The sequence below is a fragment of the Micromonospora sp. CA-269861 genome, assembly GCF_050948505.1.
In the GTDB taxonomy this organism is placed as follows: Bacteria; Actinomycetota; Actinomycetes; order Mycobacteriales; family Micromonosporaceae; genus Micromonospora.
The window spans coordinates 1,013,014-1,026,990 of sequence record NZ_CP192014.1; the positions used below are offsets into that span (position 1 = coordinate 1,013,014).

At 71.4% G+C, this 13,977-nt stretch carries 6 protein-coding genes; 5 read left to right on the forward strand and 1 reads right to left on the reverse strand.

From position 1 onward, the window contains the following. Positions 1 to 6: 6 nt before the first annotated feature. Positions 7 to 1,434: a UDP-glucose dehydrogenase family protein gene (locus tag ACQP0U_RS04720; protein ID WP_433316077.1), complete on the reverse strand. Its 1,428-nt coding sequence runs from the start codon at positions 1,432 to 1,434 to the stop codon at positions 7 to 9. A gap of 250 nt (positions 1,435 to 1,684) precedes the next feature. On the opposite strand from ACQP0U_RS04720, the gene ACQP0U_RS04725 reads away from it, so the two are divergent. From ACQP0U_RS04725 to ACQP0U_RS04745, 5 genes are all read left to right on the forward strand, one after another. Continuing rightward, a complete protein-coding gene (locus ACQP0U_RS04725; protein ID WP_433316079.1) occupies positions 1,685 to 2,848 on the forward strand; it encodes an acyl-CoA dehydrogenase family protein in 1,164 nt (387 codons plus the stop codon). Positions 2,849 to 4,140: 1,292 nt separating this feature from the next. Further along, entirely contained in the window at positions 4,141 to 4,368 is a 228-nt protein-coding gene (locus tag ACQP0U_RS04730) for an MbtH family protein (RefSeq protein WP_433316081.1), read from the forward strand. Further along, a complete protein-coding gene (locus ACQP0U_RS04735; RefSeq protein ID WP_433316083.1) occupies positions 4,365 to 12,410 on the forward strand; it encodes an amino acid adenylation domain-containing protein in 8,046 nt (2,681 codons plus the stop codon). Before ACQP0U_RS04730 ends, ACQP0U_RS04735 begins: the two co-directional genes overlap by 4 nt. Positions 12,411 to 12,449: 39 nt before the next feature. Then, complete coding sequence (locus ACQP0U_RS04740) at positions 12,450 to 13,421, forward strand: TauD/TfdA family dioxygenase (RefSeq protein WP_433316084.1); 972 nt, start codon at positions 12,450 to 12,452, stop codon at positions 13,419 to 13,421. Continuing rightward, a complete protein-coding gene (locus ACQP0U_RS04745; RefSeq protein WP_433316085.1) occupies positions 13,418 to 13,972 on the forward strand; it encodes a DUF6817 domain-containing protein in 555 nt (184 codons plus the stop codon). Before ACQP0U_RS04740 ends, ACQP0U_RS04745 begins: the two co-directional genes overlap by 4 nt. Positions 13,973 to 13,977 lie beyond the last annotated feature (5 nt).

The following is a 13,977-nucleotide window of genomic DNA, read 5'->3' on the forward strand; positions in this document are numbered from 1 at the left end:
GTTTTCTCAGGGGCGACCCATGCCCCGGTACTCCCAGCCCGCCTGGGTCCACAGTGCTGAGTCGAGGCAGTTGCGGCCGTCGACGACCTTGCGGCCGCTGACCAACTCGCCGAGGGCGACCGGGTCGGCGTTGCGGAAGTCGGCCCACTCGGTGAGAACGCAGACCAGGTCGGCGTTGCTGACCGCCTCGTTGATGCTGCTCTCGTAGGTCAACTCGGGAACCGCGCGGCGGGCGTTCTCGGTGCCCTGCGGGTCGTACACGTGCACGTCGGCGCCGGCCTTCTGCAGCAGCGCGGCGACCGCGAGCGCCGGGGCGTCGCGGACGTCGTCGGTGTTGGGCTTGAAGGTGGCGCCGAGCACGGCGATCCGGGTGCCGGAGAAGTCCGGGCCGGCCGGGCCGGAACGGCGGCCGAGCAGGTCCGCGGCGAGCTGGAGCACCCGGGTACGCCGACGCAGGTTGATCAGGTCGACCTCGTGCAGGAAGCGCAGCGCCTCGCCGGCGCCCAGCTCCTGTGCGCGGGCCTGGAAGGCCCGGATGTCCTTGGGCAGGCAGGCGCCACCGAAGCCGAGGCCGGCCTGGAGGAACCGGTTGCCGATCCGCGGGTCGTAGCCGATTGCGCGGGCCAGCTGGGTGACGTCGCCACCGGAGGCCTCGCAGACCTCGGCCATCGCGTTGATGAAGGAGATCTTGGTGGCCAGGAAGGCGTTCGCGGCGACCTTGACCAGCTCGGCGGTGGAGAAGTCGGTGACCACCAGGGGCACCTCGCGGTCCTCCGTGGCGGCCAGGTCGAACACGCCCTTGTGCGCGGCGTAGAGCATGCCGTTGGCCCACTCGCTCTTGACGCCGACCACGATCCGGTTGGGCCGCAGGACGTCGTCGACGGCGAAGCCCTCCTGGAGGAACTCGGGGCTCCACGCCACCTCGACGTCCAGGCCGTCGGGGGTGTGCTTGCCGACGAGCTGCTCGACCCACTCGGCGGTGCCGACCGGCACGGTGGACTTGCCGACGATCAAGGCCTTGCGGGTCAGGTGCTGCGCGAGGCTGGTGACCGACGCCTCGACGTACGACAGGTCGGCGCCCATGCCGTCGGCCCGCTGCGGGGTGCCCACGCAGATGAAGTGCACGTCACCGAACTCTGCGGTCTCGGCGATGTCGGTGCTGAACCGGAGCCGGCCGGCGGCGAGGTTGCGCCGGAGCAGCTCGTCCAGGCCGGGCTCGTGGATCGGCACCTGACCGGCGTTCAGCATCGCGATCTTGTCGGCGTCGACGTCGAACCCGAGTACCTCGTACCCCAGTTCGGCGTAGCAGATGGCGTACGTCGCACCGAGGTAGCCAGTCCCAAGGAACGTCACCCGCGGCCGAGGTGCGCCCGAGGGCGGGGTCACCGTGGCGATGGCGGGGGTCGGCTGGATGGTGGGGTAGGGGATCGTCACGCCTGTCTTCTCCGCTCGCGCTGGCGTCGCGTCGTCGCGTCGCATTCTGCTGCGGCGCCTGGGCGGGGCACCGGAGGGTGGCTCACTGTCTCGGTCCTCATCATCGCTGAGCGCGTCGGGTGCACCATCTTGCCCATGCCTACGCGCCGGTAACATCACCTGAACTGCAGTCGCTAGTCTTCAGTCTGCGCGGTCGGCGGTCAGGAGTCGTCACAGACTGCGCATGATAGCGGTGAAGGGGAGGGCCGAGATGGCCGCAGGGGAGTCGTTCGACGTCTACCGGTTGCCCGAGGAGCACCAGGCGATCCGGGAAGCGGTACGGGAGGTCTGCGCCGCGAAGGTGGCACCGCACGCCGCGGAGGCCGACGAGACCGGGGAGTTCCCCAAGGCGTCCTACGACGCGCTGCGAGCGGCCGACTTCCACGCCCCGCACATCCCCGAGGAGTACGGCGGCGCGGGCGCGGACGCGCTGGCCACCGCCATTGTGATCGAGGAGGTGGCCCGCGCCTGCGCGTCGTCCTCGCTGATCCCGGCCGTGAACAAGCTCGGCACGATGCCGCTGTTGCTGGCTGGCTCCGCCGACCTCAAGAGTCGTTACCTGACGCCGGTCGCCGCCGGTGACGCGATGTTCTCGTACTGCCTCTCCGAGCCGGAGGCGGGCAGCGACGCGGCGTCGATGACCACGAGGGCGGTACGTGACGGGGATCACTGGGTGCTCAACGGTGTGAAGCGCTGGATCACGAACGCTGGCGTGTCCGAGTTCTACACGGTCTTCGCCGTCACCGACCCGTCCGCCCGGTCCCGGGGCATCTCGGCCTTCGTGGTCGAGAAGTCCGATGCCGGGGTGAGCTTCGGCGCACCGGAGAAGAAGCTCGGTATCAAGGGCTCGCCCACCCGCGAGGTCTACCTCGACAACGTGCGGATCCCGGCAGACCGGATGATCGGCGCGGAGGGCACCGGCTTCGCGACCGCGATGAAGACCCTGGACCACACCCGTGTCACCATCGCCGCGCAGGCCGTCGGGATCGCGCAGGGCGCGCTCGACTACGCCAAGGGGTACGTGGCCGAGCGTCGACAGTTCGGCAAGGCGATCGCCGAGTTCCAGGGGATCCAGTTCATGCTCGCCGACATGGGCATGAAGCTCGAGGCGGCCCGGCAGCTCACGTACGCGGCCGCCGGCAAGTCGGAGCGTGGCGACGCGGATCTCACCTACTTCGGCGCGGCGGCGAAGTGCTTCGCCTCCGACGCCGCCATGGAGATCACCACCGACGCGGTGCAGTTGCTCGGCGGCTACGGCTACACGCGGGACTACCCGGTCGAGCGGATGATGCGGGACGCAAAGATCACTCAGATCTACGAGGGCACCAACCAGGTGCAGCGGATCGTGATGGCTCGGCAGCTATTGCAGGGCTGACCGAGGTTTTTCCGAACGCCGTGGCACAAGCGTCCGGTGCCGGCAATCGCCGGTGCCGGCGCACGGCATCCCGGCGCTCGGGTAAAGACGGGGCAGCGACGGACCGGGCCTGATTCGGCGCGTACGCACACTGATCGTCGTCGATGGTCCCGGCCTGCGCGTCCGCCCGAATTCGGGGCTCGATGGCCTGCTGGGTGCCCGGCGTGAGGGTGTCTTCGGGTACGCCGCGTGCCCACCTCCCGCGCCACTCACGCGTGGTGGCGGGCCCGTGCGGCGAAGGGGTCCGGCGCTCGACGCGACGTCTCGGCCTGATCGGATCCGGCAATCGAACCGAATCGTCGGACGGCCCCCGCGTCGGCTTGTCGACCGGGATGGTCGACGGCTTCGCGGGGGGCTGCGATCCGGCGACGGTAACGCTCGCTGTCGTGCCTCGCATTGCGCACGTTAACAACCATTACATTGACTGTTGTCCAACCATTCGGATGCTCGGACAATGGATGATCGGTTGTTCTTTCCGCCTGTCGTGTGAAACTCGTCTCCGTGTCGGATTCTGACCACTAGTTCCGCGATGAATGATTCTTGCTGTTTGGGCAAGTGATTCCTCCGGCGCGCCGCGCCCAGGGTGAACGGTCGCGTCGCCGTTGATCGGTCCGCACGCTGCGCGGAGTCGCCGACAATGCCCCTGTCCTGCGCAGAGGCGTTGCCGACAACGCATTTCGGACCGATTCCGGTCGTCCCGCCCGCCCGTCCGCAGCCCCGCTCGACGGAGCGCCGGCGTGCCCGGTCGACCAACCATCTGCGGAGTATTTGTCATAAATACGTCCCGGTTGGCATGGTGGACTTCAGCGGCAGGCAAGGGTCTTGACACGCTCCGTGTCTGGTGGTTTTCTGTGCCTCGCTTGCGTTTACATTCATGAACGCTTTTGGGGTCGCCAACTTCGGGGGAGGCGCGACGTGGGCCCAGCGTGGCTTGCCAGAATCTGCTTGACATCGACCGGGTTGCGTCCGAAAAGGGCCCTCGGCCTCGGGTCGGATAGCCGATTAACGGGCAGGTGGCCGGCCGTGGCTGTGGTGGAATCCGATAGCGAGACACGCGGCGGTGAAACCCCGCACGTCCTCTGAGCGACGCATAGCGAAAGTCTCCGCAAACGACAGTTGACGACGCCCGACCTGGGGACGCGCGTCCCGACTTCGACGCTGGCAGGTCTGACCGCCATGGTCCCTGCCTGTCCGCCGTGCCGGTTCAGCGCTTCCCCGTCGGGTCCTGGGACCAGGCGCAGAGTGAGGAAGACGTGAACATTCTCGACAACCCCGACGGATGCTTCTTCGTAGTGGTGAACGACGAGGGGCAGCACTCGCTGTGGCCCGAGTCGCTCAGCCTGCCGGCCGGGTGGACGGTGACCCACGGGCCCGCCGACCGCGCGTCCTGCCTCGACCACGTCACCACCGAGTGGACGGACATGCGGCCGCGCAGCCTCGTGACGCACCTGGAGGGCACCGCTCGGGAGGTGGCCCGATGACCACCGACGCGAGTGCCAGCCGCCCCGCGCCGCAGGGCGCGGCGCTCTCGCCCGGCCGGTCACGCCTCGACTCGATGTCGCCCTCGAAGCGGGCCCTGTTCGAGAAGCGTCTCGGCGGCCGGCGCCCCCGGCCGGTCGAGGCTCTCGCCCGGGTGCCGCGCGGTGGCGACCTGCCCGTCTCCCCGGCGCAGCGCCGGCTGTGGTTCATGGACCAGCTCGTCCCCGGCTCGGCGATGTTCAACGTGCCGACCGCCCTACGCCTGACCGGTGCCCTCCGGCTCGACGTGCTGACCGACGCGGTGCGCGCCCTCGTCGACAGGCACGAGGCGCTGCGGACCGTGTTCGCGGCGAACGAGGGCGACCCGGTGCAGCGCATCCTGCCCGACATCGAGGTGGACCTCACCCCGCGCCCACTGCCCGTCGACGACGCGGCGGTGCTGGCCGCCGTACGCGACGAGGCGAGTCGTCCGTTCTCCCTCTCCGACGGGCCACTGGCTCGCGCCGCGCTGTTCCGGCAGACGCCCACCGCGCACGTGCTGGTGCTGACCCTGCACCACAGCATCTGCGACGGTTGGTCGGTCAGCCTGCTCATCGATGAGCTGCTGGAGCTGTACCGCGCCGGAGCACAGGACCGGGCTCCCACGCTCGCGCCCCTCACCGTGCAGTACGCGGACTACGCCGCCTGGGAGTGCCGTCCCGACCGCGCCACCGAGCTGGCCGAGGGCCTCGACTACTGGAAGCGCGCACTGGCGGGCGCGGTACCCGTCATCAACCTGCCGTTGGACCGTCCCCGCCCGTCCGTGCAGTCCTTCCGGGGCGAGCGGCACCGCTTCGCCCTGCCCGACGGCCTGTGGCAGGCGGTGACCCGCGTGGCCCAGGAGGAGCGGGCAACCCCGTTCATGGTGCTGCTCGCCGGGTTCGCCGCGCTGATGTCGCGGTACGCGGCCCAGGACGAGGTCTCGGTGGTGACCCCGGTGGCGAACCGCCCCCGGGTCGAGCTGGAGACGATGGTCGGCTCCTTCGTCAACTCGATCGTCGTACGGGTCGACACCTCCGGCGCGCCCACCTTCCGGGCCCTGGTGGGACGGGTCCGCGATCTCGTGCAGCAGGGCATGGCGCACGGCGAGGTGCCCTTCGACACTGTGGTGGAGGCGGTCGACCCGGAGCGCGACCTCGGCCACACGCCCCTCGCGCAGGTGATGTTCGCCCTCGTCGAGGACCAGGCGTTGGAGGCCGAGGCGGCGGGGTTGCGGGTCACGGCCCTCGAACACCACCTGCCGATCAGCAAGCACGACCTGACGGTCGAGGTGTGGCCGGACGCCGACGGCCGGCTGCGGGGGGTGGCCGAGTACGCGACCGACATCCTCGACGAGCGCACCGTGGCGCGGATGGGCGCTCACCTCGGCGTTCTGCTGGTCGGTCTGACTGCCGCGCCGGACGCCCCGGTCGGGTTGGCCCGCCTCCTGTCCGATGAGGAGACCCGGGCGGCGGTCGTGGACGGCAACCGCACCGAGGACCCGCTCCTCGGTGACGTGCGCGCGCACGAGCTGTTCGCTCAGCAGGCCGCCCGTACCCCTGACGCGCCCGCGCTCCTGGTCGGCGACCTGACGGTCACGTTCGGAGAGTTGGACCGCCGGGCCGACGCCCTCGCCGCGCGGCTGCGCCGGCACGGGGTGGGCCCGGAGACCCGCGTCGGCCTCTTCCTGGACCGGGGTGTCGACCTCGTCACGGCCGTACTGGCCACCCTCCGGGCCGGCGGCGCGTACGTGCCGCTGGACGTGGGCGAGCCCGCCGAGCGGGTGCGGTTCATGCTCACCGACGCCGAGGTGCGGGTGGTCGTCACCAGCGCGGGTCGGGTCGCTGACCTACCGGACACCGACGTGTCGGTGCTGCTGCCCGACGGCGACGAGGACGCCACCACCGACCTGCCGCCGCTGCCGCGTGCGCACCCGGACAGCGCCTGCTACGTCATCTACACCTCGGGCTCGACGGGCCGACCCAAGGGTGTGGTGGTCACCCACCGCGGCCTGACCAACTACCTGGCGTGGAGCCTGCGGGCGTACCGGGTGGCCGAGGGCGGGGGCGCGCCCCTGGTCTCGCCTTTGCGGTTCGACCTGTCGGTGACGACGCTGTTCTGCCCGCTGCTGGCCGGGCGTCCGGTGGTGCTCGTCGCCGACGGCACCGAGCTGGAGACCCTCACCGAGCTGCTCGGCAGCGACCTGGACCTCGGGCTGGTCAAGCTCACCCCGGCCCACCTGGAGGCGCTGGACCGGGCCGTTCCGAGCCGGACCATCGCTGCTGACGGCTATCTGATCGTCGGTGGCGAGTCGCTGCACGGCGCCACCGCCGCCGCCTGGCGGCGCCGGGCTCCGGGCCTGCGGATCGTCAACGAGTACGGGCCCACCGAGACCGTCGTCGGCTGCTGCGTGCACGAGGTGCACGACGGCACCGACCTGTCCGGTGTGGTGCCGATCGGTCGTCCGATCGCCAACACGCGGCTCTACGTGCTGGACGGCAACCTGCTGCCGGTGCCGCCCGGCACGGTCGGTGAGCTGTACGTGGCGGGTGCTGGTGTGGCCCGTGGCTACCACGGTCGGCCGGACCTGACAGCCGGGCGCTTCCTGCCCGACCCGTTCGCCCCGACGCCGGGGGAGCGCATGTACCGCACCGGCGACCTCGTCCGGGTGCGACCCGACGGCGAGCTCGACTGCCTGGGCCGGATCGACACCCAGGTGAAGATCCGGGGATACCGGGTCGAGTTGGCGGAGATCGAGGCCACCCTGACCCGGCTGCCGCAGGTCCGCGAGGCGGTGGTCCTGCTGCGTGTCGACCGGCCTGGTGAGGAGCGGTTGGTCGCGTACGTCACAGCGGTCGGGGATTCCGTGGCCGACGACCCGCGTGACGCGCTGCGCGCGGAACTGCCGGACTACATGGTGCCGGAAATCGTCGTCACGCTCGACGCGCTGCCGTTGGCCGCCAACGGGAAGGTGGACCGGGCGGCCCTGCCCGCGCCCACGGTGGCCGAGCCGGCGTCCACAGTGGCCGCTCCGGAGAGCCGGCTGGAGGAGTCCATCGCCGAGGTCTGGGCCGACGTGCTGGGGCGGCCGGTCGAGTCGATCGGGCGGGACGCGAACTTCCTCGACCTGGGCGGGCACTCCCTGCTCGCGGTCCGGGCCATGGCCCGGCTGCGCAAGAAGCTCGACATCGAGCTGCCGCTGGCGGTGTTCCTGGAGTCCACCTCGCTGGCCGACCTGGGGGCCCGGATCGAGGCACTCGGCGGGCGGCCCCCCCGGCCCGGTCTCGTCGCCGTCCCGAGGACCGGCCCGGTGCCGTTGTCACACGCGCAGGGACGCCTCTACTTCCTCAACCGGCTCGCCGAGGACAGCGCGTTCTACAACGTGCCCCTCGCGCTGCGCTTCGACGGTGACCTGCGCGCGGACGCGCTGCGGGTGGCCTTCGGCGCGCTCTGGGCCCGGCACGAAGGGCTGCGCACCCGGTTCCCGTCCGTGGATGGCGAGCCGGTGCAGGAGTTCCTGCCCGTCGACGCCGTGGCGTACGCCGAGGTGGACGTGCGCGGCGACGCCGACCCGGAGGGTCGGCTGGCCGCCCTCTTCGACGCCGAGGGGCGCACTCCGTTCGACCTGGCCGCCGGGCCGCTGCTGCGCGGCACCCTGGTGCGGGTACGCCCGGACTCGCACGTGCTGCTGCTGACGCTGCACCACACCGTCTCCGACGGCTGGTCCCTGAACATCGTGTTGAACGACCTGGTGACGCTCTACCGGGAGGTCGCCCAGGGGCAGCCGTCGTCGTTGCCCGAGCTGACCCACACCTATGTCGACTACACGTTCTGGCAGCGGTCCTGGCTGACCGGCGCCGAGCTGGACGACCAGATCGACTGGTGGAAGCGGCAGCTCGACGGCGTACCCACGTTGGACCTGCCGACCGACCGGCCGCGACCGGCGGTGCAGACCTTCCGCGGAGCGCGCCACGACATCAGCTGGTCGGCCGAGCGGTCCCAGGCGGTGGCCGACCTGGCCCGACGGGAGAAGGTCTCCCTGTTCATGGCGTTGCTGGCCGGCTTCGACGTGCTCATGGCCCAGCTCAGTGGCCAACGGGACATCGCTGTCGGTACGCCAGTCGCCAACCGCACCAGCACCGAGTTGGAGAAGCTCGTCGGGTTCTTCGCCAACACCCTGGCGCTACGGGTCGACCTCTCCGGCGACCCCACCTTCCGCGAGGTGTTGCGGAGGGTCCGCAGCACGGCGCACGGCGCGTACGCCCACCAGGACGTCCCCTTCGAGATGGTCGTCGACGCGGTGGCGCCCACTCGCAGCCTCAGCCACTCACCGCTGTTCCAGGTGCGCTTCGCGTTGCAGAACGCCCCGGGCGGCCTGCCCGACCCGGGCCCCGGCCTCACCCTCACGTCGATCGACAACGAGCAGTGCACCGCCCGCTTCGACCTGCTGATCGACCTGTGGGAGACCGGGGACGGCATCGAGGGGCACGCGGAGTACAGCACCGACCTGTTCGACGCGGGCACCGTCGAGGCGATGATGAGCCGCCTCGGGGTGCTGATGGACCGGTTGGTCGGTGACCCCGACCAGCGCGTCTTCGACGTGGATCCGCTCCTGCCGGGCGAGCGGGAGCGTCTCGACGCGCTCGCGCACGGTCCGGCGCTGCCGGTTGGCGCCGCGCACCGCACGCTCACCGCGCGGGTGGCCGAGCAGGCGCGACGCCGACCCGACGCTCCGGCGGTCACCAGCGGCGAGACGACCCTCTCCTACGGCGACCTGCACCGCCGCAGCGGTGACCTGGCCCGGGCGCTCGCCGAACGCGGCGCTGGCCCGGCAACGATGATCGCCCTGCACCTCGACCGGGGCGTCGACGTCGTCGTGGCGGCGTTGGCGGTCCTGGAGACGGGCGCCGCGTACGTGCCGCTGGACCCCGCGTACCCCGCGCAGCGGTTGGCCGCGATCGTGGCGGACGCCCGGCCGGCGGTGACGCTCACCACGCGTGACCTGGCGGGTCGTACGCCCCAGGGCGCGGGCGAGGTGGTGACGATCGAGGACCTGCCGGCCCCGGTGGGCCCCCGGCCGACACCGGCGCTGCGACCGGAGCACCCGGCCTACGTGGTCTACACCTCCGGCACCAAAGGGCTCCCCAAGGGTGTGGTGGTGACCCACGGCGGGCTGTCCGCGTACCTGGACGGGCTGCCGGCCGCGCTGGCCCTGCCCGACGAGCCGGTGTTCCTGCACACCGCGTCGTTCGCGTTCTCGTCGTCGGTGCGGCAGTTCGCCGTACCGCTGACGCTGGGCGGCCACGTGGTCGTCGCCGGGCGCGCGCACCTGGCCGACCCGTTGGCGCTGCTCACCTTCGTCACCGCGCACGGCGTGCAGGTGCTGGACCTGGTGCCGTCGTACCTGCGGGTCCTGCTGCCGGCGCTCACCTCGCCCGGCGGGTGGCGGCCACGGGTGGTGCTCACCGCCAGCGAGCCGCTGCGCTACGAACTTTCCGAGGCCATCCGCAACGCGCCGGGGACGGCGCCCCGGCTGGTCAACATGTACGGCCAGACCGAGACGACGGGCATCGTCGCCGTGGCGGAGGTCCGCATCGACCGGGCGGGCCGCCAGGCGGTGGTGCCGCTCGGTCGGCCGATCCCGGGCGCACGGCTGTACGTGCTCGACGAGAGGCTGCGGCCGGTGCCGACCGGCCTGCCCGGCGAGATCGTCGTCGGGGGTGCGGGCCTGGCCCGCGGCTACCTGGGGGACGCCGCGTTGACCGCCGAGCGGTTCGTGCCCGATCCGCTGGGCGCGCCGGGTGACCGGCTCTACCGCACCGGTGACCGGGGGCGGCTGCTGCCGGACGGCACCGTGGAGTTCCTGGGCCGGATCGGCGACCAGGTCAAGATCCGGGGTCACCGGGTCGAGCCGGACGAGGTCGCCTCGGCGCTGTCCGCCCTGGACGGCGTGGGCGAGTGCGTGGTGCTCTGCGACGACGACGGTGCGGACGACCGGAGGCTGGTGGCCCACGTGGCGCTGCGGCCGGGTGCCGCGCTCTCCACCGACGACCTACGGGCGGCGCTGCGGGAGCGGCTGCCGGACTACATGGTGCCGACGGTGGCGCTCGTCGACCGACTGCCCCGGCTGCCCAACGGGAAGGTCGACCGGGGCGCGTTGACGGCGTCGACCCCCAGCGCGGCTCCGGCCACCGCCGCTGCCACCGCCACTGCCCAGACCCGGCGTGGACCGGCGGAGGGGATCCTGACCGGGATCTGGCGGGAGGTGCTGCGGGTGCCGTCGGTGGGTCCGGAGGACAACTTCTTCGCCCTGGGTGGGGACTCGCTGCACGTGATCCGGGTGGTGGACCGGGCCCGTAAGGCGGGTGTGGTGATCACGCCGGCGCAGTTCATCGCGTACCCGACCATCGCCGCGCTCGCCTCGGTCGCGACCGAGGCGCAGACGCCGGCCGACAAGGCGCGGGAGGTCCTCGCCGGGATCTGGCGGGAGGTGCTGCGGGTGCCGTCGGTGGGTCCGGAGGACAACTTCTTCGCCCTGGGTGGGGACTCGCTGCACGTGATCCGGGTGGTGGACCGGGCCCGTAAGGCGGGTGTGGTGATCACGCCCGCGCAGTTCATCGCGTACCCGACCATCGCCGGCCTCGCGGCCGTGGCCGGTGGGCCGACGACCGCCGGTGCGGGTGGTGACGGAGGCCTGCGTACGGACCCCGGCGTGGTCCCGCTTGTCGCGTCGCACGTGGCCTTCGCCGAGCGGAACTTCGCCGACCCGCACCAGTACACACACATCTTCATGTTCGAGGCGATGCGGTCGCTTGACCCGGCGCTGGTGGAGCGGGCCGTGGCGGCGGTGATCACCCATCACGACTCGCTGCGGATCAGCTTCCCCCGGCCCGGGGGCCGGTTGTCGGTCCGGGTCAACGAGCCGTACCAGCCCACGCCGTTCACCAGCGTGGATCTGTCCGCCCTCGACCCGGCGGACCAGGAGGTCGCCTTCCGGCGCCTCGATCGCACCCTGCACCGCAAGCTCGACATCGAGAACGGGCCGCTGATCCAGGTCGCCCTGGTCCGCTTCGGGGCCGACCGTCCCGAACTGCTCGTGGTGATCGTCCACCACCAGTTGATGGACAACAGCTCCTGGGACGTCCTGATGGCGGATCTCCAGACTGCGTACCAGGCGGTGGAGGCCGGCGAGGAGCCGCGCCTGCCGCTGCCGACGGCGTCGTTCGCCGAGTGGTCCCGCAACCTGGACGCGCTCGCCCGTGGCACGGAGTTGACCGAGGACATCGCGTACTGGACGGCGCTGGCCAAGGAACCCGTCCCGACCTGGCCGCTGGACCACCCCGACGGAGACGACTGCATGTCGTCGGAGGAGACGGTGGTGGTCGGGCTCGACGCGGAGGAGACCGCCGCGCTGCGCCGGCTGGTGCCGCAGGAGTACGGCCTGAGCGTCAACGACGCGCTGCTGGCCGCCACCCTCCAGGGCTTCACCGACTGGTCCGGTCAGTCGTCGATCCTGGTCGACCTCGTCGCCCGCGGTCGGGAGATGGGCGGTCAGGACCTCGACCTGTCCCGTGCCATCGGCCGGTTCTCGATGACCTCACCCCGGCTCGTCCGCCGACCCGAAAAGCCCGGCCCGAGGGCGCTGCTGGAGTCGGTCCGTGAGCAGATCGAGGCGGTGCCCCGGCGCGGCCTCGCCTTCGGCCTGCTGCGCTACCTCGGCGGGCATCCGGAGGTGGCGGACGCGCTCGCCCCGCTCGGCAAGCCGGACATCCTGCTCAACAACTGGGGCGAGTTCGCCCACGAGCCCGAGGAGTCGCCGCTGCTCGGGCCGGCCCTGGACGACTTCTGGCCGATGCCGAAGCTGCAACGCATGCACCGGCTCCAGGTGTTCGCGCGGTTCGCCGACGGTGAGCTCAGCCTGCACCTGAAGTACAGCAGCAACCTCAACGAGCGGAAGAGCATCGAGCGGCTCGCCGCCCTGACCCTGGCCGCCCTCCGGTCGTTCGTCCGGCCGGACGCCGACTGACCCGGACCACGACCCGACGTACGCGGAAGGACCTCCGACATGGACCACGTCAAAGAGAGCTGCCTGTTCCCGGAGCGCAACCGGGTGGCCTGCATCGAGGCCACCTCGCCCGGCATGTCGCCGGCGGAGTGGGCCACCGAGCACCTCGACCTGATCAACGACCGACTGGACAGCCACGGCGCCGTCCTGCTGCGCGGGTTCGACGCCCCGGACGCGCCGGCCTTCTCCGCCTTCGTCAAGGTCTTCGGCGAGGAGATGGCCGAGTACACCTACCGGTCCACGCCGCGCAGCAAGGTCGGCGACGTGTACACCTCCACCGAGTACCCGGCCAGCGAGGTCATCCCGCTGCACAACGAGATGGCGTACACCAGCGTGTGGCCCCGGCGGTTGTTCTTCTACTCGAACATCCCGGCACAGACCGGCGGGGAGACTCCGCTCGCCGACAGCCACGCCGTCTGGCAGCGCATCCCCGCCGAGGTGCGCGAGCGCTTCGAGCGGCACGGTGTGCGGTACGTGCGCAACTACCGGGTCGGTCTCGGGGTGTCCTGGCAGGAGACGTTCCCCGGGATGGACCGGGAGGCCGTGCAGGAGTTCTGCCGCGAGCGGGGCATCACCTACGAGTGGTTCGACGACGGCGCGCTGCGGACCACCGAGACCTGCCAGGCCGTCACCGTGCACCCGGTGTCCGGGCGGACGGTCTGGATGAACCAGGCCCACCTGTTCCACGTCTCCAACCTGCCCGAGGCCACCCGGGAGGCGCTGCTGGAACTGCTGGCCGAGGAGGACCTGCCGCGTAACGCGTACCTCGGCGACGGCAGTCCGATCACCGACGCCGACCTCGCGGCGATCCGCGCCGCGTTCGACGCGGAGTCCCTGGCTTTCCCCTGGCAGCAGGGTGACCTGCTGGTCGTCGACAACATGGCGATGGCGCACGGCCGGTCCAGCTTCACCGGGCCGCGCAAGACGTTGGTGGCGATGACCGGGTCGTACGGCAGCCGGGAGGCGGCGTGAGCGGGCTCGCCGAGAAGATCGCCTTCCTGGAGTCGCACGGGGTGGCCGAGTTGGCGCACTCGGAGGCCAACCTGCTGGCGCACCTGCGCGGTGTGCACGACCTGCTGGCCCAGTGGGGGTCGCGGCAGGAACTGTGCGACGCGGGGTTGTTCCACTCGGTGTACGGCACGGAGATCTTCCCGACCGGCGCGATCCCGCACGAGCTGCGGCCCGCCGTGCGGGAGCTGATCGGTGCGGAGGCGGAGACGCTGGCGTACCTGTTCGGCACCGTCACCCGCAGCGCCCTCTTCGACGCCGCCTTCGACGGCCCGCCGTTCCTGCTCGAGGACCGCTCGGGCGGTTGCGTCGGTGTCAGCGCCGCCCAGTACGCCGACCTCGCCGCCCTGACGGTGGCGAACTGGCTGGAGCAACGTCCCCGGTTCGCCGAGTCCAGCAAGTTCAGCCGCGCCCGCGAGTTCGACGCCATGCGCCGCTACCTGCCGGACAGTGTCCGTACCGCCCTGGAGCACGCCTACGGGTTCGCTCCGCTCGCCCTCGCTGGAAACGAGTAGACGCA

Bases quoted from the DNA above. Each gene is read 5' to 3' on its own strand.
- ACQP0U_RS04740 (WP_433316084.1), top strand. From the start codon at position 12,450: ATGGACCACGTCAAAGAGAGCTGCCTGTTCCCGGAGCGCAACCGGGTG.
- ACQP0U_RS04725 (WP_433316079.1), top strand. From the start codon at position 1,685: ATGGCCGCAGGGGAGTCGTTCGACGTCTACCGGTTGCCCGAGGAGCAC.
- ACQP0U_RS04735 (WP_433316083.1), top strand. From the start codon at position 4,365: ATGACCACCGACGCGAGTGCCAGCCGCCCCGCGCCGCAGGGCGCGGCG.